The 20,665-nt window shown below is 72.5% G+C and carries 14 protein-coding genes; 6 read left to right on the top strand and 8 right to left on the bottom strand.

Going from position 1 to position 20,665, the window contains the following annotated elements; genetic code table 11:
* Positions 1–73: 73 nt before the first annotated feature.
* Together AB0J57_RS31650 and AB0J57_RS31655 are read left to right on the top strand one after the other, a co-directional pair.
* Complete coding sequence (locus tag AB0J57_RS31650; protein ID WP_366131803.1) at positions 74–3,637, top strand: trypsin-like peptidase domain-containing protein; 3,564 nt, start codon at positions 74–76, stop codon at positions 3,635–3,637.
* A gap of 42 nt (positions 3,638–3,679) precedes the next feature.
* Positions 3,680–4,624 (top strand): bifunctional riboflavin kinase/FAD synthetase, encoded by a 945-nt coding sequence (locus AB0J57_RS31655; protein ID WP_366131804.1) that lies wholly within the window; start codon positions 3,680–3,682, stop codon positions 4,622–4,624.
* A 348-nt stretch (positions 4,625–4,972) separates the two neighbouring features.
* Here the strand turns inward: AB0J57_RS31655 and AB0J57_RS31660 are convergent, their stop codons facing one another.
* The 8 genes from AB0J57_RS31660 to eccE all read right to left on the bottom strand — a co-directional run bounded on the left by AB0J57_RS31660 (position 4,973) and on the right by eccE (position 15,702).
* Complete coding sequence (locus AB0J57_RS31660; protein ID WP_366131805.1) at positions 4,973–5,938, bottom strand: ABC transporter ATP-binding protein; 966 nt, start codon at positions 5,936–5,938, stop codon at positions 4,973–4,975.
* Positions 5,935–6,903 carry an ABC transporter ATP-binding protein gene (locus AB0J57_RS31665; RefSeq protein ID WP_366131806.1) on the bottom strand — a complete coding sequence of 323 codons (969 nt, stop codon included), beginning with the start codon at positions 6,901–6,903 and terminating at the stop codon, positions 5,935–5,937. Before AB0J57_RS31665 ends, AB0J57_RS31660 begins: the two co-directional genes overlap by 4 nt.
* Entirely contained in the window at positions 6,900–7,787 is an 888-nt protein-coding gene (locus tag AB0J57_RS31670) for an ABC transporter permease (RefSeq protein ID WP_366131807.1), read from the bottom strand. Before AB0J57_RS31670 ends, AB0J57_RS31665 begins: the two co-directional genes overlap by 4 nt.
* Entirely contained in the window at positions 7,784–8,818 is a 1,035-nt protein-coding gene (locus AB0J57_RS31675; RefSeq protein WP_366131808.1) for an ABC transporter permease, read from the bottom strand. The genes AB0J57_RS31670 and AB0J57_RS31675 overlap by 4 nt, the downstream gene beginning before the upstream one ends.
* 3 nt (positions 8,819–8,821) lie before the next feature.
* Positions 8,822–10,624, bottom strand: coding sequence for an ABC transporter substrate-binding protein (locus AB0J57_RS31680; RefSeq protein WP_366131809.1), 1,803 nt, complete (start codon positions 10,622–10,624; stop codon positions 8,822–8,824).
* Between the two features lie 191 nt (positions 10,625–10,815).
* A complete protein-coding gene (locus AB0J57_RS31685) occupies positions 10,816–13,383 on the bottom strand; it encodes an SCO5717 family growth-regulating ATPase (protein WP_366131810.1) in 2,568 nt (855 codons plus the stop codon).
* 295 nt (positions 13,384–13,678) lie between these two features.
* The gene (locus tag AB0J57_RS31690) at positions 13,679–14,419 is read right to left on the bottom strand and encodes a hypothetical protein (protein ID WP_366131811.1); all 741 of its coding nucleotides are present in this window, start codon (positions 14,417–14,419) and stop codon (positions 13,679–13,681) included.
* Positions 14,419–15,702: a type VII secretion protein EccE gene (gene eccE, locus AB0J57_RS31695; RefSeq protein ID WP_366131812.1), complete on the bottom strand. Its 1,284-nt coding sequence runs from the start codon at positions 15,700–15,702 to the stop codon at positions 14,419–14,421. Before eccE ends, AB0J57_RS31690 begins: the two co-directional genes overlap by 1 nt.
* Positions 15,703–15,888: 186 nt before the next feature.
* On the opposite strand from eccE, the gene eccB reads away from it, so the two are divergent.
* From eccB to AB0J57_RS31715, 4 genes are all read left to right on the top strand, one after another.
* Entirely contained in the window at positions 15,889–17,436 is a 1,548-nt protein-coding gene (eccB, locus tag AB0J57_RS31700; protein ID WP_366131813.1) for a type VII secretion protein EccB, read from the top strand.
* 12 nt (positions 17,437–17,448) lie between these two features.
* Positions 17,449–18,690 carry a type VII secretion-associated serine protease mycosin gene (gene mycP, locus AB0J57_RS31705; RefSeq protein ID WP_366131814.1) on the top strand — a complete coding sequence of 414 codons (1,242 nt, stop codon included), beginning with the start codon at positions 17,449–17,451 and terminating at the stop codon, positions 18,688–18,690.
* A gap of 106 nt (positions 18,691–18,796) precedes the next feature.
* Positions 18,797–19,261: a hypothetical protein gene (locus tag AB0J57_RS31710; RefSeq protein ID WP_366131815.1), complete on the top strand. Its 465-nt coding sequence runs from the start codon at positions 18,797–18,799 to the stop codon at positions 19,259–19,261.
* Between the two features lie 18 nt (positions 19,262–19,279).
* On the top strand, positions 19,280–20,653 hold the full coding sequence (locus AB0J57_RS31715; RefSeq protein WP_366131816.1) for a hypothetical protein: 1,374 nt from the start codon (positions 19,280–19,282) through the stop codon (positions 20,651–20,653).
* Positions 20,654–20,665 lie beyond the last annotated feature (12 nt).

Here is a 20,665-nt window from a genome sequence, read left to right on the forward strand (position 1 = left end):
TGGTGGGGGCACACGGGGGCGCTTTCGAATCGCGTTCTTCTCCCGGTGATCAACACCGCCCTACCGTCGAATCATGGAACGCGGGGATCGGGCCAGGCTGGTACGGATCAGTGATCCGGCGGGCCGCACCCGAGGGGTCGGCTTCGTCGCCGACGACGAGGGAACGGTCGTGACCAGCCACGAGGCCGTGGACGGGCTCGTACGGGTGGTGGTGCACGCGCCCGGCGACGGACGGAGCCGCGTCGCCGAGGCCGACGCCATCACACCGCTGCCCGAGGCCGACCTGGCACTCGTGCGCACCGAGGGGCTCGGGGTGAGTCCGCTGCCGGTCGCGGCCCGGGGGCGGGTCGAGGCGGGTACGTACGTACGGATCGCCGCGCGCGGCTGGCGCGAGGCCCGGGTGCTCGGCACCGCCCGGGTGACCTACACGGCGGCCGACCGGTTCCACCTGCTCGGGGACGCGATCGAGCTGGCCATCGGCACCGAAGGGCGCGAGGCGCTCCGGCTGGGCGGCGAGGCCGCGGGCGGACCCGTCCTGGACGCCACCACCGGCGCGGTGCTGGGCGTGCTGGGCACCGCGCTGCACGCCGGGCACCGTGCGGCCGGGCTCGCCGTGCCGCTCACCCGCGTCGCCGCCGCGGCGCCCGACGGCCCGCTGGCCGCGCTGCTGCGGCGCAACGCCGCCACCGTCCCCGCGTACGGCGCCGACCTGAACCTGGCGGGCGTGCTGCGGCTGACCGCCACGACGGTCGGCCCCGCCGGCGAGCCCGGCCCCGTGGAACGGCGTGCCGTCACCCGTGAGCTGGAGGCCTTCGAGGCGTCCGACGCCGTGGTGTTCACCCTCGTCGGCGACCCCGGCACCGGCCGCACCACCGAACTGCGCGCCCACGCCGCCCGCCGCGCCCTCGGCGACGCCCCCGCGCCGACCCTTTGGCTGCGCGGCGCCGACCTGCGCGCCGACGACGCCTCCCTCGCCGACGCGGTCGCGCGGGCGCTCCGGCTCGGCGGCCGGGTCGTGGCCTGCTCGGAAGGGCTCGGCGACCTGGGCACCGCCACGCCCGAGCGGGTCGCCCGGCTCGCCCGCGACTGGGGACGCCCCCTGCACGTCCTGCTCGACGCCCCCGAGGAGATGCCGGCCGCCCTGGCCCACAGGCCCGCCGGGTGGACCACCGCGACGGCCGCCTGGCTCCGCGCCCACCGCGCCCGGCTCGTCGTCGCCTGCCGCCCGGAGTACTGGGAACAGGCGGGCGCGCTGTACCCCTCCGGCGCGCTGTACCGGCCCGGGCGGCCAGCCTGGCGGCTGCCGGACGCGCTGCGGATCGGCGACCTCGCCGGGCGGGAGGCGAAACGGGCGAGGGACCGGTACGGACTGCCGGGCGACGCCATCGCGGCGGACGACGCCCGGCACCCGCTGGCGCTGCGGCTCCTCGCGGAGGTACGGGCCGCTGTGCGGGACGCCGTGGGGGAGGCCGTGTCCGGGGACGAGCCCGGGGACGTGCCCGGGGACGTGCCGGGGCGGCCCGGCCGGCACGAGATCTTCGCCGCGCACCTGGACCTGGTGTGCCTGCGGGTCGCCGAACGGATCGCGGCCGGGTCCGGGGCGTGGCCTGCCCCCCGGGGCAGCGCGGTGCGGCGCCTGGCGGCGCGGGTCGCGGGGCGCGTGCACGAGGCGGCACGGCGCTGCCTGGGACCGGGGCAGGGGGAACTGACCCGGGCGGAGTTCGAGGAGCTGTTCCCCTGGACGACCGGCTGGGCGGCGGCCGTCCTGACGGAGGGCCTTCTGGTCCCGGCGGGCACCGGCTACCGGTTCGCCCACGAGGAGGTCGGCGACTGGCTCCAGGGCGCCCACCTGGACCTGGACGCGGCGCTGGACGCGCTGGTCCACCAGAACGCCGACGCCCCGGAAGAGCCGCCCGGCCTCCCCGTGCCGCGCCACCGGATCGGCCCGGTCGTCCAGGCGCTCCTGCTGCTCGACCGCCTCCAGGGGCCGGCCGCCCTGTCCCGGCGGCTGGAGACCCTGATCGACGCCTTGGAGGGGGCGGGCGCGGGGGCGGGCGCCGGGCTGGGTGGTGCGGGGGGTGAGGATGCCGACTGGTGGGGCGCCAAGCTGCTGGGCGAAACGCTGCTGCGGGTTCCTGACGTGCGGCCGTACCTGGGCGTGCTGCGGCTGCTCGCCGAGCGCATCGTGTCGGGGAGCGGACCGGCTCCCGGTAACGGCGAGTTCGGGCCGTGGTTCTGGGAGCGGCTGCGGATCGGTGAGGACGACCGCGTCGACCTGCTGCGGCGCCTCGTGCCCGCCGACGGCGCGCCGGGGACGCGGGACGTTCCGCGCTACCTCGACGCCGTCGCCGTACGGCTGGCCGCCGATCCCCGGGGCGTACAGCCGCTGCTGTGCCGCTGGTTCACCGACGAGCGGCCGCTGCCCGCCCAGTCCGGCGCACAGGTGAGGCCCACCGTCGCCGGGGCGGCGCAGGCCCTGCTGTACGCCCACCGCGACCTGGCCGCCGACGACCTGTGCGAGGCGCTCGTCACCACGGCCCACCCGCGCGCCGACGAGCTGCTCGCCGCCCTCGCCGAGGACGAGCCGGCCGCGCTGTGCCGGGCCGTCGACCGCTGGGCGCACGACGACACGCGGCCCGGCCGGCGCGTGGCCGCCGCCGCGTACGGGCAACTGCTCGCCGCGCACGTCACCACCGACGCGGAGCGCGAGCTGCTCCGGTACGCCGCCGTCGCGCTCCTCGGCCGCCCCGGGGACGCCGCCCTGCACGGACCGGCGCTCGACCTGCTCGTGCGCGACCCGCACAGCCGGAACCAGTACCTGGGCCGGGCCCTGGCCGCCTTCCGGGCCGGCGCCCCCGGGCTGCCCGCGAACGCGTTCGCCGCCGCGCTGAACACCCACCCCGAGCCGGTGCTCGCCGCGTTCCGGGCACGGCTCCTGGACGGCGGCCCCGGGCCGGGCGCCGCCGCCGTGCTGGACGCCCTCGCCGGCCTCCGCACGCCCGCGCTCGCCCGCCGCGCCGCCGAGCTGGTCCGCGCCTACGTCCACCGCCACCCCGAGGGCGCCGTCCACGCGGCCGCGTACGTCGACCGGCGCCTGGAACAGGGACCGGCCGCCCGTGCCTTGCTCTTCCCGCTGGTCAGCGGCCTGCTGCGGGGCTGCCCCGTTCAGGTGCGCGGCGCGCTGGCCCCGGTCCTCGCGGCGCCCGGTACGCCCGCGTCGCGACCGCTGCGCGACGAGCTCCTCGACGTGCTCCTGGAGCACGAGCGGTACGAGAGCCACGACGGCCGCGACCTCGCCGTCCTCGACGCGCTGCTGAGGGCCGCCGCGCTCGGCGCCGGGCGGCGGCCGGAGGGGCGCACCCGGGAGCTGGTCCACCGCGCCGGTCTGCTCCTCATCCGTACGCCCGAGGGCGCGACCTGCTTCGACCGGCGGCTCGTCGAGCTCGCCCGGGAAGTGCCGGGGTTCGCCTCCCTGGTCGTGGGGTGGCTCCGGGAGGCCCCCACGGACTGGGCGTTCGTCGTCGGACCCAGCGCCCGCCGGACCGTCGAACGCCTGGGCGGCGCCCCGGCCGGTCCGGTCCATCCGATGCCGATGCGGGCCGAAAGCCGTGGGCATGGCAGTCTTAGACCTGCGTAAGCGGTCAATGACGTACACGGGTTCGGGCGAGGAGCGGTCACAGTGCAGCGCTGGCGTGGCTTGGAGGACATCCCCCAGGACTGGGGGCGCAGCGTCGTCACCATCGGCTCCTACGACGGGGTGCACCGCGGGCACCAGCTCATCATCGGGCGGGCCGTCTCCCGCGCCCGGGAGCTGGGCATCCCGGCGGTCGTCGTCACCTTCGACCCGCACCCCTCGGAGGTCGTCCGCCCCGGCAGCCACCCGCCGCTGCTCGCCCCGCACCACCGGCGCGCCGAACTGATGGCGGACCTCGGCGTCGACGCCGTCCTCGTGTTGCCCTTCACGGCCGAGTTCTCGCAGCTCTCGCCGGCCGACTTCATCGTGAAGGTCCTCGTCGACAAGCTGCACGCCCGCGCCGTCATCGAGGGCCCGAACTTCCGCTTCGGCCACAAGGCCGCCGGGAACGTGGACTTCCTGCGGGAGATGGGCGCGACGTACGACTACGAGGTCGAGGTCGTCGACCTCTACGTGCGCGGCGAGGCGGGCGGCGGCGAGCCGTTTTCCTCGACCCTGGTGCGCCGCCTGGTCGCCGAGGGCGACGTCGAGGGCGCCGCCGAGATCCTGGGCCGGCCCCACCGTGTGGAGGGCGTCGTCGTACGCGGCGCCCAGCGCGGCCGCGAGCTGGGCTACCCGACCGCGAACGTCGAGACCCTGCCGCACACCGCCATCCCCGCCGACGGCGTCTACGCCGGCTGGCTCACCGCGGCGGGGGAGCGGATGCCGGCGGCGATCTCGGTCGGCACGAACCCCCAGTTCAACGGCACGGAACGCACGGTCGAGGCCTACGCGATCGACCGTGTCGGCCTCGACCTGTACGGACTGCACGTGGCGGTCGACTTCCTGGCGTACGTACGGGGCCAGCAGAAGTTCGAGTCCATCGAAGCGCTCCTGGAAGCGATCGCGGACGACGTCAAACGCTGCCGCGACCTCACCTCCGGCCGGTAGGGCCCGCCCTCCGGGCGACGTTGCCCACCCCCGCCGCGGGCTCCGCCCGGTCTGATCCCGTTGTGGGCAATCGTTCCGCACGGCGGAACGGGTGGGCACAACGGGACAGGGGCGGTGCCTTTACGCGGTGCCCCCTGGGCGGTACCCGGTCCCGGTGCCCCCGGGTGCGGGCCGGTGGGCCGGGTCGCCACCCCCGGTGGGTGGGGGCGGGGCCCCTCCGGGCTCACCTCCTCGAGACCGGCGGCCTTGGGTCACGGGCAAGGGGAGCCCCTGCTTCGCCGCCATCCTCTGCGGGGGCGACCCTGCACGGCCTGCACCCGGCCGGACGCCGGGTGCAGGCCGTGGGGCTCAAGGTCCGTGCACATGGCACGCTGCCGCCCGGCCACGGCCGTTCAGGACGGGCAGCGGGACCGTACGGCACGCGCCAGCCAGGCCCGCTCGGTCCGCCTCGCCCGACGCCAGCACCTGGCACCGCGCGTGGAAGCGGCAGCCGGGCGGGACGCGGGACGGGTCGGGGGGTTCGCCCGTGAGGACGACCGGCTCGGTGGGGGACTCCGGGAGGACGGAGAGGAGTGCCCGGGTGTACGGGTGACGAGGAGCCGAGAGGACCTCCTCGACCGTGCCCGTCTCGACGATGCGGCCCAGGTACATCACCGCCACCCGGTCGGCGATGTTCCATGCCAGGCCCAAGTCATGCGTCACGACCAGCGCGGACAGGCCCAGTTCGGAGCGCAGCCGCAGCAGGAGGGCGAGGATCTCGCCGCGTACCGAGGCGTCCAGGGAGGCGACCGGCTCGTCCGCGACGATGAGCTCCGGTTCGAGGACGAGCGCGCCGGCGATGACGACCCGCTGCCGCTGACCGCCCGACAGTTCGTGCGGGTAGCGGAGGAAGAAGCGTTCCGGGGGGCGCAGCCCGGCACGGGAGAGGGCGGAGGCGACGGCGGCACGCTCGTCGGAGGCGGCGCCGTGGATGCGGAGGCCCTCCGCGACCGCGTCGTACACGGTGTGCCGGGGGTTGAGCGAGCCGCTCGGGTCCTGGAGCACGAGCTGGACGCGCCGCCGGTACGCCTTGAGGTCGGCGCTCCGGTACGAGAGCGGTGCTCCGGCGAACGTGATGGAGCCGGACGTGGGGCGGACCAGGCCCAGCAGCGAGCGCGCCAGGGTCGTTTTGCCGCAGCCCGACTCGCCGACGAGCGCGACGATCTCGCCGGCGCCGATGTCCAGGTCGACGCCGTCCACGGCACGGGCGGAGGGGCCACCGCGCCGGCCGGGGAAGGTGACGTGGAGGCCGGAGGCGGACAGCAGGGGGTTCATGCGGGGCTCCCGGTCGTCAGGACGCAGGCCGCGCGGTGTCCGGGTGCCGCCTCGGTGAGGGGCGGGTCCTGGGACGCGCACACGTCCAGCGCGACCGGGCAGCGCGGGTGGAACGTACAGCCGGACGGCAGCGCGGCCGGGTCGGGCGGGTCGCCGGGCAGACCGCGCGGGGCGAGCCGGGACGCCGGGTCGCCGATGCGCGGGAACGCGGCGGACAGGGCGCGCCCGTAGGGGTGCCGGGCGGCGTCGTAGACGGCCCGTGCCGGGCCCTCCTCGACGACCCGGCCCGCGTACATGACCGCCAGCCGGTCGCACGTGTCGGCCAGGACGGCCAGGTCGTGGCTGATCATGACGAGGCTGATGTCCTGCTCGGTGACCAACTGCTCCAGCAGCCGGAGGATCTGTGCCTGGATCATCACGTCGAGCGCCGTCGTGGGCTCGTCGGCGACGATCAGGCGCGGGTCGCAGGCGAGGGCCATGGCGATCATCACGCGCTGGCGCTGGCCTCCGGACAGCTCGTGGGGGTACGCGTTGGCTCGGGCGGCCGGCAGTCCTACCTGTTCCAGCAGGTCACCCACCCGCTCGCGGGCCGCGGCCGGGGTGGCTCGGCGGTGGACGAGGAGGGGCTCGGCGATCTGGTCGCCGATCCGGTGCACGGCGTTGAGCGAGTGCATGGCGCCCTGGAACACGATCGACGCGCCCGCCCACCGTACGGCCCGCAGCCGTCCCCATTTCATGGTCAGGACGTCCTCACCGGCCAGCAGGATCTCCCCGGTGAGGCGGGCGGAGGCGGGCAGCAGCCGCAGCAGTGCCAGCGCCAGCGTCGACTTGCCGCACCCCGACTCGCCCGCGATGCCGAGCTTCTGCCCCGCCTCCACGGTCAGGTCGACACCGCGCACGGCGGGCACGGCCGCCGGTCCTGACCCGTAGGTGACGTGCAGGTTCCTGATCGTGAGGAGGCTCAACGGCCCACCCCCAGCTTCGGGTTGAGTACCGACTCGATCGCCCGCCCGCACAGCGTGAAGGCGAGCGCGACGACCGCGATGGCGATGCCGGGCGGCGCCAGGTACCACCAGTGCCCGGACGAGACCGCGCCCGCCTCGCGCGCGTCCTGGAGCATGCCGCCCCAGGAGACGACCGTCGGGTCGCCCAGGCCGAGGAAGGCGAGCGTGGCCTCGGTGAGGATGGCGGTGGAGATGCACAGGGTGGTCTGGGCCAGCACCAGCGGCATGACGTTGGGCAGCACGTGGCGGCCCATGACGTGCCCGTGGCCGCCGCCGAGCGCCCGCGCGCGTTCGATGTACGGGCGGGACTCCACCGCGATGGTCTGGGCGCGGACGAGGCGGGCGGTGGTGGGCCAGCTCGCGACCCCGATCGCCAGGACCACCGTCCACATGCTCCGGGACATCACCGTGGCCAGCACGATCGCCAGCACCAGCGACGGCATCACCAGGAACCAGTCGGTGATCCGCATGACCACTGTGGAGAACCAGCCGCCGAAGTGGCCCGCGAGGATGCCGACGAGCGTACCGATGGCGACGGACAGCGCGGCCGCGAGCAGTCCCACGGCGAGCGACACGCGGGCGCCCCAGACGAGGAGGCCCAGCAGTGACCGCCCGAACTGGTCGGTGCCGAGCGGGAATCGGGCGCTCGGCGACTCCAGTGCCGCACCGGGGGCGTTGGTCACGCTCTGCACGTCACCGCCGACGAGCAACGGCGCCGCGAGCGCGACGAGCGCGATCAGGGCGAGGGCACCGAGCCCGTACAGCCCGGCCCGCTGCTTGCGGTACTGGCTCCAGAAGCGTGCCGCCGACGCGCGGCGGCGGGACCAGAGCAGCGATCTTGTCATCGGCCCACCCGGGGGTCGAGGAGCGGGTACAGGAGGTCCGCGAGGAGGTTCATCAGGATCATCGCGCCCGCGAACACCACGAACAGACCCTGGACGAGCGGCAGATCGGGCACGGAGAGCGCCTGGTAGAACAACCCGCCGAGCCCCGGCCACGAGAACACCGTCTCGACGAGGATCGACCCGGCGGCCACGTGCCCTAGGTTGATGAAGATCATGGTGACGGTCGGCAGCAGGGCGTTCGGTACGGCGTGCCGGCGGCGTACGACGTCGTCGCGGAGGCCTTTGGCCCGCGCGGTCGTCAGGTAGTCGCCGCCCATCTCGTCGAGCAGCGAGGCACGCATCACCAGCAGCGTCTGCGCGTACCCGACGGCGACCAGCGTGAGGACGGGCAGCACCATGTGGTGGGCGACGTCGAGGACGTACGCGAAGCCCGTCTCGTCACCGGATTCCATGCCGCCCGTCGGGAACATGCCCGGGATGGGCCCGATGCCCACCGAGAAGACGATGATGAGCAGCAGCCCGAGCCAGAACGACGGCACCGACCACAGCGTCAGCGCGATGCCCGTGTTGACCCGGTCGCCGAGGCCGCCGTGGCGCCAGGCGGAGCGGGTGCCCAGCCACAGCCCGATCACCGAGTAGACGACGACGGCGACGCCGGTGAGGAGGAGGGTCGCGGGGAGCTTGTTCACGATCAGCTCGCCGACCGGCGCGCGGAACTGGTACGACATACCGAGATCGCCGGTCAGCGCCTTGGCGCAGTAGTCCGTGAACTGCTGCCACAGGGGCAGGTCGAGCCCGAACTGGCGGCGGAGTGTGGCCATTTGCTCGGCGGACGTCGGTACGCCGTGCGTCATTGCCCTGACCGGGTCGCCGGGGATGATGCGGAAGAGGAAGAAGCTGGTGACGAGCACGGCGAAGAGGGAGACGACCGCGCCGCCCAGCTTGCCCGCCAGGTAGCGCGGGTAGGCGGTGGTGGTGAGCCCGCCGGGGCGCTTGTCCACCGCCCCGGCGGTCGTGCCGGCTGTCGTCATCGGCTACTCGCGGTCGTCGGCGGTGGAGCGGCGGCGTGCGGCGGTCCAGACGCCCACGGCGAGGAGGACGACCGCGGCCGAGCCGATGCCGATCCACATGCCCGTCGACGAACCGGAGTCGCTGCTCTCGCCGTTCGTGGCCGGCTCGGCGGACCACCAGCTCCAGTAGCCGTCCTGGCCGTAGATGTTGCCGCCGTCGGCCGGCATGGTGGTGATGGACTTGATGTGGTCCGTGCGGTAGGCCTCGACGGCGTTGGGGTACGCCATGACGTTCATGTACCCGGTGTCGTAGAGCCGTGACTGCAACTGCTTGACCAGATCGGCTCGCTTGGCGGTGTCGTACTCGACGGCCTGCTTGGCGTACAGCTCGTCGTACCGCTTGTCGCAGATGAAGTTGTCCGTCGCGCCGGTGTCCTTGGGGGTGGCAGGGAGCGCGGCGCAAGTGTGGATGGACAGGACGAAGTCGGGGTCGGGGTTGACCGACCAGCCGTCGAAGGCGAGGTCGTAGTCGCCCTTGAGCCACGGGTCGGAGACGTTGTCGAGGCAGTCGACCTTCAGCCCGATGCCCAGTCGGCCCCACCACTCCTGGAGGTACTTGCCGACCGCCTTGTCGTTCGGGTCGGTGGCGTGGCACAGGATGCGGAAGTCGAGCGGCCTGCCGTCCTTGCCGACGCGCTTGCCGCTGCTGTTCCTCTTGTATCCGGCCTGTTCGAGGATCTGCTCGGCCTTGGCGGGGTCGTAGGCGATCTTCTGGGTGTCCTCCGGCTTCCAGAAGTACGTGTCGAAGCGGGGCGGGATGTAGCCCTCGCCCTCCACGGCGTGGCCCTGGAAGACCTTGTCGACGATCGTCTTGCGGTCGACGGCGTGGAACAGCGCCTTGCGGACCGCCGGGTCGAGCAGCGCGGGGTGGCCGCTGCCGAACTTCTTGCCGTCCTTGGAGCGCGCCCCCGGGTTGGTGGCCAGGGCGAAGAAGCGGCGGCCGGGCGCGTCGTTCACCTTGATGTTCTCGGCGGACTTCAGGGACGCGGCCTGGGCGGGGGTGAGGTTCGGTACGAAGGACACCTCGCCCTTGCGGAGGGCGGCGACCGCGGCGTCACCGTCCTTGTAGTAGCGCAGCACCAGCTCGTCGAACTTCGGCGCCCCGCGCCAGAAGTCCTTGTTCGGCTTGAGCTTCACGTACTGGTCGACCTTGTAGTCGGTGATGATGAACGGGCCGTTGCCGACGATCGGGAACCGCTTGTCGTTGTTGTACTTCGAGAAGTCCCCGACCTTCTCCCAGATGTGTTTGGGGACGATCGGCACGTCGAGGGCCGTCATGGTGGCCTGCGGCTTCTTCAACGTGATGACCAGCGTCTTCGGGTCCGGCGCGGTGACCTTCGCGAAGTTGGCGGTGAAGCTGCCGTTGGCGGTGGCGGCGTTCTCGTCCGTCATCATCTTGTTGAACGTCCAGGCGGCGTCCTCGGCCGTGGCCTGCTTGCCGTCCGACCACTTGGAGTTGTCGCGGATGGTGTACGTCCACGTCAGCTTGTCCGGCGACGACTTCCAGGCGGTGGCGAGACCGGGGATGGTGCGCGCGTCCTTGGCGTCGTAGTTGGTCAGGTACTCGTAGGTGAGCCGGTGGATGCTGGTCGACACCAGCCGCTGGGCGAGGAAGGGGCTCAGGGAGTCCACGCTCTGCGAGACGGCGACGGTGAGGACGGACTTGCCGTCCCCGTCGTCCGCCTGCGCCGGCTGGCCGACGGTGAGTGGAGTGGTGGCGGCGATGGCTGAGGCGAGAAGCAGGCGGAAGGAGCGATGTGGAGCCATGGTGACCATGAGGTTGACCTCGCGTCGATCTTGGGGCGCCAGCTAGTGAAGCGAAGGTCTATCAGCGGGGATGTAGCCCAGTCAACGAGGCGTCAAACCGCTTGTGGACTGCGGGAATACGGCGGGGGATACGGCGAGGGCCCGCACCGTGGTCACGGTGCGGGCCCTCATTGGTCCAGTCCTCTGTCGCCCTACTGCTGAGGGGCTGGCGGCGCCTGCGGAGGCTGCTGCTGCGGCTGCTGCGGCCACCCGGGGTGGGGTTGCTGGTGCGGCTGCTGCGGGTGCTGGGCCGGGGGCATGGGCTGGCCGGGCTGCTGGTACGGCTGCCAGCCCTGCGGGGGTACGCCGGGCTGCTGGGGCGGGTAGGGCTGCTGGCCTGGCATGGGCTGGCCGGGCATGGGCTGCTGGCCGGGCGCGGGCTGACCCGGCAGCGGCTGGCCCGGGACCGGCGGGGCCATCTGGGGCGGCATGGAGCCGTGACCGTCGCCGGTCCACAGCCCCTGCGCCTGCTGCGCCCGTACGAAGTCCTCGGCGACCATCGCGGAGAGGTTGAAGTACGCCTCCCGCGTCTTCGGCCGCATCATGTCGAGGTCCACCTCGGCGCCCGCGGCCAGGTGCTCGTCGAACGGCACCACGACGACCCCGCGGCAGCGCGTCTCGAAGTGCTGCACGATGTCATCGACCTTGATCATCTTGCCGGTCTCACGGACACCCGAGATGACCGTGATCGAGCGCTGCACCAGGTCGGCGTACCCGTGCGCGGACAGCCAGTCGAGCGTGGTCGACGCGCTGGACGCGCCGTCGACGGACGGGGTGGAGATGATGATCAGTTGGTCGGCGAGGTCCAGCACGCCGCGCATGGCGCTGTAGAGCAGACCGGTGCCGGAGTCGGTGAGGATGATCGGGTACTGCTTGCCCAGGACGTCGATCGCCCGCCGGTAGTCCTCGTCGTTGAACGTCGTCGAGACGGCCGGGTCCACGTCGTTGGCGATGATCTCCAGACCGGAGGGCGCCTGCGAGGTGAAGCGGCGGATGTCCATGTACGAGTTGAGGTACGGGATCGCCTGGACCAGGTCACGGATGGTGGCCCCGGTCTCGCGGCGCACGCGCCGGCCGAGCGTACCGGCGTCGGGGTTGGCGTCGATCGCCAGGATCTTGTCCTGCCGCTCGGTCGCCAGGGTGGCGCCGAGGGCGGTGGTCGTCGTGGTCTTGCCGACGCCGCCCTTGAGGGAGATGACCGCGATCCGGTAGCAGGACAGCACCGGCGTACGGATCAGCTCCAGCTTCCGCTGCCGCTCCGCCTCCTCCTTCTTGCCGCCGAGCTTGAACCGGGCGGCGGCGGAGGGATTGCGGCTGGACTTGGCCTTCTGCTTGTTGTTGCGCAGCAGGCGGTCGGAGGACAGCTCGACGGCCGCCGTGTAACCGAGCGGCGCGCCCGGCACGGACCGCTCGCGCTGGTCGTGCGTGACCGACGTGGGCCACGCCTGACCGGTCCGCGGATCGACGGGCGGCTGCTGGGGCTGCTGCGGCGGCTGTCCCGGCTGGGGGAACCCGTAGCCGCCCTGGGGCTGCTGGGCCTGCGGCTGGGGTTGCCCGGGCTGGGGGAAGCCGTAGCCGCCTTGGGGGGCGGGCTGGGGCTGCGGCTGGCCGGGGTGCGGAAAACCGTACCCGCCCTGGGGCTGCTGGGCCTGCGGCTGGGGCTGCCCGGGCTGGGGGAAGCCGTAGCCGCCCTGGGGGGCCTGCGGCGGCAGCGGTGCGGCGGGCGCCGGTGCCTGGGGCGGCACGGGCGCGGGCGGAGCCGACTGCTCCTGGGCCGGCGCCGGCTGCACGGGCCACTGCGGCGCACCGGTCGGCGCCCCCGTCGGCGTGGCCGGCTGGAACGCGGGCGGCAGCGGCGGCAGCCCGGCGCCCTGCTGCCCCGGCGCGGGCGCCCACGGCTGCGCCGCCTCGGGCGCGGGCGGGGGGGTGTCCTGCGGCGGTGCGTCCTGCGGCGGTGCGTCTTGGGGCGGCGTGTCCTGCGGCGCCGCCTCCGCGACCGCTTCTTCCGGCGCCTCCGTCTCGGCGCCCTCGTCACCGGCGTCCGCCTGAGGGGCCTCCTCGGCGGCCTTGACCGCTTCAGCCTCCGCGTCCCCGGAGGAACCTTCGGCAGCCTCTGCCGACTTCGCCGCCTCCCGCTCCGCGATCTCGGCCATCTCACGCTTCAACGCGGCCGGGGAGAAGCGCATGGTGGCCCCACTCTCCACATCACCGCCCCCGAACGGCTGCGCCGCCTCGTCCTTCCCCTGCTCACCAGGCGCAGGAGCAGCAGGCGCCGGAGCAGCCGGAGCAGGCTCAGCCGGAGCCGGAGCCGGAGCCTCCGGCGCCGAAGGGGCGGGTGCCGCATCAGCCGGGGGAGCCGACGGAACCGGAGCCGAAGGCGCCGCCCCCGGCGCCCAGTCCGGCTGGAAACCGCCGCCCTGCGGCACCCCCGGCACGGCCACCGGCGTCGCCCCGCTCGGCGGCGGAGGCGGCGTAACCGGAGGCGTGACCGGCGGGGTGACCGGAGGCGTAACCGGAGGCGTGGCCGGCGAGGTAGCCGGCGGTGTGGCCGACGCCCCGCCACCCGACGACGTGTCGCCCGCGTTCTGCGTGTACCAGGCAGGCGGTGTGTAGTCGATGGTGAACTCACCCGTCATCTCGGCGGGATCCGCGTCGGACTGATCGTCGACGGGCGGCGCGTTCCAGCCGCCCCCGCGGATCTCGTCCCGATCGCCGTTCACTTTGCCTCCTGGTGTGGTCGAGCACCCTTGTGCCGTCGTGGGTGGGGGCGACCGTTCCTGTCGTCGTCCGTCCGCCCGGCTCTCCCCCTCGGGACGCCGCGCACCCGCGGCCATGTTCGTGCCGCGCTCTTCCCACCCTAATCGTCAACAGTGTCCATACGTCAGGCCCGTCGGCCCGCCATCGACTGTCACGTACCCCACCCACTGTCCCCAAGTGACGTGGGTGCGCCGCAGTGTGAAGAAGTATCCCCTCAAAACGGTACACAAGGGTAAGAATTCTGGGCGGAGAGGCGGCTCAGTCCATCCGGCGCGCGCTGCCCAACAATCCGGTCTCGGCATCCGTCGCCTGCGTCATGACGAACCGGCGGTCACGACCCGTACACCAGAGGGTGACCCCGTCCGCGAGCGTGGACAGCGCCTCCGCCTCGCTCCGGGGCAGGTTCATGAGCCGAGCGATGTGCGTGGCCTCGTCCGGTGACACCCGCTGCACACCCACTAGCCCCGACTTCTCCATCAGCCGGGGCGCGACCGGGCTCAGATAGGGAAGCAGCGTCACCACCGACTGCCACGGCCCCGAAACGACCCGCCCCCGCGGCGGACGCATCCCGCAGTCCCGGACCACGACCACCGGACTGCCGGCGGACGCGCCCTGCGGAGGGACCCGCCCCACGTCGTGCAGCGTGATGCACGGCTGACCGCCGCCGGCCGCCTGTGCCAGCGCCGTCCACGCCTGCGCTCGCCCCGTCTCCACGGCGACCCGCGCTCCGGTCGCGGCCGCCCGCAGTGCCATGATCTGCGCGGTCCACAGACCGCCGATCAGCGTGACGTCGTACGGCGTCGGGCGGTTGATGCCCAGAACCGCCGGCCGCCCCTCGGCATCGACGCCGATGACCATGCCGTCGTCACCGACCGGCAGGCCCAGCGACTCCAGTTGCTCCAGGGGCACCAGGTGGCGCTCGCGGCGCGGCCCGATCAGCCCGAACCCGATGCGGGGCCGGCCGCCCCGTCCCCTACGTACGGCAGACGTGGAAGACATCAGCGGGCACCCCCGAGCGGAAGAGAGGCGAGCACCCCGGGCACCTGCTCACGGTCGAGTCGGACCAGCCCGGTCCTCACTCCGCGCGCGGCCCGCTCCAGTTCGTGCCGCGCCGCCACGAGCTCCTCGTCGCTGCGGCCGGTGATCCGAACATGGCCGGTCACCGTCGCCCCTTGCCGGTCACCGCCGCTCATCGTCAGGCTGAACGTGCTGGCCAGCGCCGGAATGGAGGTGAGCAGCGCCACCAACTGCGGCATCGAGGCGCCGCCGGGGCCGAACTGGGGCCAGCGCGCCACCCAGTACGTTGTGTGCCGCCGGTCGTCGCAGCGCCAGGTCCGCGATGTCTCCTGCGTGCGCCGCCCCGGCGTCTGGGCCCTGCCCGCCTGCGTGATGGCGAGCGGATTGGCACACGTCGACGTCGCGATCGCGGCGGTCAGTTCCTGTTCGGTCAGCACGGTCGCCCGGAACCCGGCCCCGGTGAGGCGGCTCGCCAGTTGGTCCGCCGCCCGCACCACGCACTTCTGCGCGCCCTCGAGGCCGCCGCCGCGCGCGGCCACGGCCTCCGGGCACAGTTCGGGGTCGAGCTTCAGTGCGATCCAGGTGATCCGCAACGCGGGCGAACCGGTCTGCGCCTGGAGCGGCGCGTAGTTGCGTGCCGCTATCGACTGCTGCGGCAGGTGCGGGGCGGGGGCGGGCTGGGTGTGCTGCACTATCTGCGCCGACTCCAGCCGGATGCCGTCGACCTCCAGTACGTCCCGCACCAGGCCGAGCGGCAGTGGCCGCGCGGAGCGGTCCGGCCGCAAGGCGGTGGCGTCCGACTCGACCTGGAGGACGGCGGTCAGGAACGTACCGTCGCCGATCATGCCGACCGGCCGCCGGTCGCGGTCGCTGTAGGTGCAGGTCCGCAGGGCGGGGTCGCACTCCACGACGGGTGCCAGTCCGGGCTCCGTACCCGCAGGGACCGTCCACGAGGTCGCCCTCCGGGTACGTGCCCGCAGCGCGAGCGCCGTCGAGAGCCACTCGGGAAGCGAGCGGCGGTGGCGGCGCACCACGGCGAGCAGCACCAGCAGCGCGGCCACCACACCCGCGGGCACCAGCAGCAGCGGATCGACGACCCACGCCACCAGCAGCAACGCCGCGGCGACCTCGATCAGCACGAGCTGTTGCAATCGGAACGATCCGATGTGACCGGGACGGCTCTGGAGACGGGGTGCCGCGGCCGACCGGTCCGGCGCCCTGCCCGGCGCGGCCGTGGCTGGCCGCGTCTGCGTCGCGGAAGCCATGCTGGAGATCCCCCATTCGTCCCGATCACCCTGGCCTGCCAGGGCTTTGGCGGCTGGATCACCCTACCCGCCCCACAAGCACCCTCGGACAACAGGCATAGTAGGGGGCCGGTCCGACAACGAGGCTCCGGGTGTCACGCTCCCCGGGCGCTCGCAAGTGACTGTGCCTTTCGAAGATGGGGTCTCATGGCATCACGGCGGGATGAGCTCAACGCGTACACCTTTGCGAAGAAGCGCACGGTGGCCGCATTCCTCCAACCTTCGCCCACGGTCACGGAGGAGGGGGCGCCGCGTCCGTTGCGTGCCGTCGTCCCGAGCCTGATCGTGGCGGCGCTCGTGCTGGCCGGTTTCGGCGCTTGGGGCATGTTCCGCCCCAAGGCGCCCAAGGACTGGGACGAGCCCGGTGCCAAGGTGATCGTCGGCAAGCAGTCGACCACCCGCTATGTCGTCCTGACCACCGGCAAGGGCAAGGACGGGAAGACCCTGCTGCATCCGGTGCTCAACCTGGCCTCGGCCCGACTGCTGCTGGACCCGCAGGAATTCGGGGTGATCCAGGTCAGCGACGACATCCTTGACGCGGGCAAGCCGCCGCGCGGCCCCATCCTCGGCATCCCGTACGCCCCCGACCGGCTGCCCAGCGACACCGAGGCCGCCAAGGCCAAGCGCTGGGCAGTCTGCGAGCAGCCCGGCGGCGGCAAGGGCGCCAGCGTGCAGAAGGCCACCTTCGTACTCTCCGAACGCGATTTCTCCCGCACGGATGGCAAGGAGCGGCTCAAGGGCGGCCAGGTCCTGTACGTCAAGGGCCAGAAGGGCGCCCGCTATCTCGTCGACTCCTCCGGGACCAAGTACCTGGTAAGCGGTACGCCCACCGACGCCGCCGTCCTCACCACTGCGCTCGTCGGCCTGAACAAGGAACCGCAGGCCGTCACGGACGACTGGCTGGCGACCCTCCACGACGGCAGCCCCATCGACTTCCCGGAGATTCCCGGCACGGTCGGTGAACCCGCCGGCATAGAGGGACTGGGCGCGAACGAGAACCGGGTCGGCATGGTGCTCCTGGCCAAGACCGGTTCCGGCCCCCAGCACTTCGTCGTGCTGCCAGGCAAGGTACAGCCGGTCTCCGACTTCACCGCGTGGCTGCTGATCAACCACCCGGAGACCAAGGACCTCAATATGAACGGCGAGCCGGCCGCCGTCGGCGTCCAGTCGTTCACGTACGACTCCCAGACCTTCGGGTCCCAGTACCGCTGGCCCGCGCGCAAGGCCCAGCAGACCAACTCCACGGGCGGCGACGGAGCCCGCGACACGGTGTGCAGCGTGCTGCGCGAGGTCGACGACAAGGGCCGCACCACCCTGTCCACCTGGGCGGGTACCGAGTACCCCGCGGACATCAGCGCCGGCGGCAGCAGTACCTACGTCACCCCAGGCAGTGGCCTTCTCTACACACAGGTCCAGGGGAAACAGACCAAGCCCGACGGCTCTCTCTTCCTCGTCACCGATACCGGGCTCCGGTACGCCGTTCAGGCGAACGGTGACAGTGACAGCGAGCGGTCCGAAATCGGCACCGGTGGGGCGCAGAAGCAGCAGGACGGCCGTCCGGAGCCCAGCCAGGCGCAGATCCGGCTCGGCTACGAGAAGGTCACCCCCGCCCTCGTCCCGATCGCGTGGTCGGAGTTCCTGTCCAAGGGCCCCCGGCTGGACACCAACAGCGCGCGCCAGCCGCAGGGTTCGTGACGGAGGATGCCGATGCCGTACCGCATGACCGCCCTGCTGACCGCCACGGTGGCCGCTCTCACCGGCCTCGTGGCACTGCCAGCCGTCGCGCACGCGAATGACGTCGACGGGCTCAACGGCAGCGGTGAGTGCACCTTTCCGATGAAGAAGCAGATCGCCGGTACGCCATGGCCGCTCCAGCGCGTCCTGCTCGATGAACTCTGGCAGGACACCAAGGGCAAGGACGTACGAGTCGCGGTCATCGACACCGGCGTCGACGACGTCAACCCGCAGTTGAAGGAGGCCGTCGACGCCTCCGCGGGCGCCGATTTCCTCAAGCCGGAGAAGGGCGACAAGGACAGCAAGCGAGGGAAGACCGACGGCACCGTCGACGAGGTCGGCCACGGCACGAAGGTCGCCGGCATCATCGCGGCACGCCCCCGCAAGGGCACCGGCTTCGTGGGACTGGCCCCCCAGGCGACGATCATCCCGATCCGGCAGAACGACGAGAAGAACAGCGGCAAGTCCGACACGATGGCGGAAGCGATCGACCACGCGATCGCGAAGAAGGCCGATGTCATCAACATCTCCCAGGACACCACACAGGCGCTGACGCCCCAGTCGTCGCTCGGCAGAGCGGTCCAACGGGCCCTCGACCAGGACATCGTGGTCGTCGCCTCGGCCGGTAACGACGGCATCGACGGCAAGCTCAGGAACACCTACCCAGCGGCCTTCCCCGGTGTCCTCGCCGTCGCCTCCTCGGACCGCAACAACGAGCGCGCAGCCTTCTCCCAGTCCGGCACCTTCGTCGGCGTCGCCGCCCCGGGCGTGGACGTCGTCTCCACCGTCCCGGGCGGCGGTCAGTGCGTCGACAACGGAACCAGCTTTTCCGCCCCGTACGTCGCAGGCGTGGCCGCCCTGCTGCGCGCCAAGTACCCCGACTGGAAGCGCCACCAGATCGTCGCCCAGATCGAGCAGACCGCCGAACGCTCCATCAACGGCCGCGACAACCACGTCGGCTGGGGCGTCGTCGACCCCGTACGCGCCCTCGACGGCGACGCGGGCCCCCTGGAGGCACCCACCCCCGACCCCGGCCCCCCCAAACCTCCCGCCCCCGAACCGGCCCACCTGGCGATGTCCGAGACGCCTCAGGAGCGCAACGAGCGCTACGCGACCTACACGCTGGGCCTCGCGGGCATCCTCGTCGCGGTGGTCGCGGGCACGGCCACGGTCATCCGGGACGCTCGTGGGCGCAGGCGGCGGCATGTCCAGTGAGTGACATGTCACTGATGAGTCCCAACCCAGGAACTCATGTTGGGCCGGGGACACGCATTGACTAGAGTGAACACAGGATTCACGAGTGTGATGAGGGGGCGCTGACGTGGCCGGGCCGAACGGGGGCGGCAAGAAGGATCTTGAGGTCGGAGACGTCACTCTCCAGAGCTTCAGGACGCGCATGCAGGAGCTGCTGACGGAGCTGGACAAGTCGCCCGCGCAGCACCGCAAGATCGGCGAACAGAAGATCACCGCGGACGCATACGGCCAGGGTTTCGGAGCGGCCACGGCCCTCCATGGCTCGTACGAGAAGGTCCGCAGCCGCCTGGAGGAGCTGACCAGGGTCTTCGGCGAGACGATCGAGGGCATGGGCATCGCCGTCCACATCGCCGACAAGGGCTACGCGGGCGTCGACATCGAGGAGAAGGAACGCTTCGAGGCGATCCAGAAGCGCGTCGACGAGCACGGCCGCCCGAACGCCACGCACGGCAGTGCCGACGGCGGCAAGGACGTGACCAAGACGCAGCCGCCTGCGAGCACCGACACCGGTGATTCCGGCGGATTCAGTTAAACGGGGGAGGACGGACACATGGCGGGAGAGTTCGAGGGAAAGTCCCTGGACGCCCTGTACGCAATGATCGCGTCGGCCCGGCCGGAAGAACTCATCGGCGCCGGCGACGCGTTGGCCGCTGCTGCGCCGAAGATCCTCGCCATCGCCGCAGACCTTCGGCACTACATCAGCCGCGTCCAGTGGGAGGGTGAGGGCGGTGAGGCATTCCGCAAGTGGGGTGCCGACATGGTCACGGAAACGCTCGTACTCGGCGACTTCACCAAGGTCGTCAGCGACGAGATGAGGCAAGCGGGCCAAGCGCTCAGAGAAGCCAAGGCCGCCGTGCCGAAGCCGGCCGGCCAATGCTTCGCGGATCCGGAGAAGGAAAAGGCCCGCGTCGCGGAGGAGACCGGCCCGAAGCTCCAAGAGGCGATTCACCAACTGGAGCGGCTGTCGTCGTACTACGACGTGACCCAGGAGCGGATGGCGGCGCAGCGGCAGCCGGAGTTCAAGCCGATTGGTGACGCGGTCACCGGCGAGCGCCCTTACGCCACCGGAGATGGAACCGGTGCGGCGTCGGCGAACTCCTCGGGTGGCTCGGCGTACGGAGGGGCCGAGTATCCGACCGTGCAGGCCTCCTCCTCCGGTGCCCCGGCTGGCCGGGCATCAGCACCGGACCCTGTGGCTGCGCGCCCTGGGCCGCCGCCGGTCATGCCACCGGAGGGGACGGTGGGTACGAACCTGGACTCCGTGTCGACGCTGCCTCCGGAGACCGTGACTCGTCCTGCTCCGCAGACCCCGAATGTGCCGCCCACGACGGCACCAGCGACCGGGATGCCGATTCCTCCTCCCGTTGCCCCGGTGGTCGGATCGCAGCAAGGCCGTACGGCCCGCCTGCCTTCTGTTGCCGGCCCTGGGCTACTGGGTGGATCGGGCCCCGTGCGTGGCCCTCTACCCGCCCCCGGCCCGTTGGGGGTACCCCGCCCCACCGCTCAGGAGGGCATTGTCGGTGGCAAGCCCATGCCCGGCCGCACCGGCCCCGCCACGGGCGGTCCCAGGCTGCCCATGGGCACCGTGATCGGTGAGGAGCGTGGGGCGTACGGTCGCGGCACCCCGGGCATGCCGGGCTATGCCGGTGGCATGACGGGCGCACCGGGAGCCGCAACAGGTACCGGTGCCGGCCGTCGGCTCGCATCTCAGCCCGGTGGAACCGTCGGCACACCGGTGGCGTCCGGTGCCAGTGGGCGTAGCACCTTCACGCCGGGTGGCACGGGCCTGGTACGCCCTCCATCCACGACAGCATCAGGTCAGGAGGAACGGCGGCAGTCCGCTCCACGCCCTGATTACCTGTCGGAGGACGAGGAGACCTGGGCCATGGGTCAGCGCAAGATCGTCCCACCCGTCATCGACTAGGAGTACCACCGA

This window comes from Streptomyces sp. NPDC049837 (assembly GCF_040674455.1).
Lineage (GTDB): Bacteria > Actinomycetota > Actinomycetes > Streptomycetales > Streptomycetaceae > Streptomyces.

What these genes read in the sequence shown, in the direction of transcription:
- AB0J57_RS31650 (WP_366131803.1), top strand. Translation starts at nt 74, where the DNA reads ATGGAACGCGGGGATCGGGCCAGGCTGGTACGGATCAGTGATCCGGCG.
- AB0J57_RS31660 (WP_366131805.1), bottom strand. Translation starts at nt 5,938, where the DNA reads ATGAACCCCCTGCTGTCCGCCTCCGGCCTCCACGTCACCTTCCCCGGC.
- AB0J57_RS31670 (WP_366131807.1), bottom strand. Translation starts at nt 7,787, where the DNA reads ATGACAAGATCGCTGCTCTGGTCCCGCCGCCGCGCGTCGGCGGCACGC.
- AB0J57_RS31675 (WP_366131808.1), bottom strand. Translation starts at nt 8,818, where the DNA reads ATGACGACAGCCGGCACGACCGCCGGGGCGGTGGACAAGCGCCCCGGC.
- AB0J57_RS31680 (WP_366131809.1), bottom strand. Translation starts at nt 10,624, where the DNA reads ATGGCTCCACATCGCTCCTTCCGCCTGCTTCTCGCCTCAGCCATCGCC.
- AB0J57_RS31690 (WP_366131811.1), bottom strand. Translation starts at nt 14,419, where the DNA reads ATGTCTTCCACGTCTGCCGTACGTAGGGGACGGGGCGGCCGGCCCCGC.
- eccE (WP_366131812.1), bottom strand. Translation starts at nt 15,702, where the DNA reads ATGGCTTCCGCGACGCAGACGCGGCCAGCCACGGCCGCGCCGGGCAGG.
- eccB (WP_366131813.1), top strand. Translation starts at nt 15,889, where the DNA reads ATGGCATCACGGCGGGATGAGCTCAACGCGTACACCTTTGCGAAGAAG.
- mycP (WP_366131814.1), top strand. Translation starts at nt 17,449, where the DNA reads ATGCCGTACCGCATGACCGCCCTGCTGACCGCCACGGTGGCCGCTCTC.
- AB0J57_RS31715 (WP_366131816.1), top strand. Translation starts at nt 19,280, where the DNA reads ATGGCGGGAGAGTTCGAGGGAAAGTCCCTGGACGCCCTGTACGCAATG.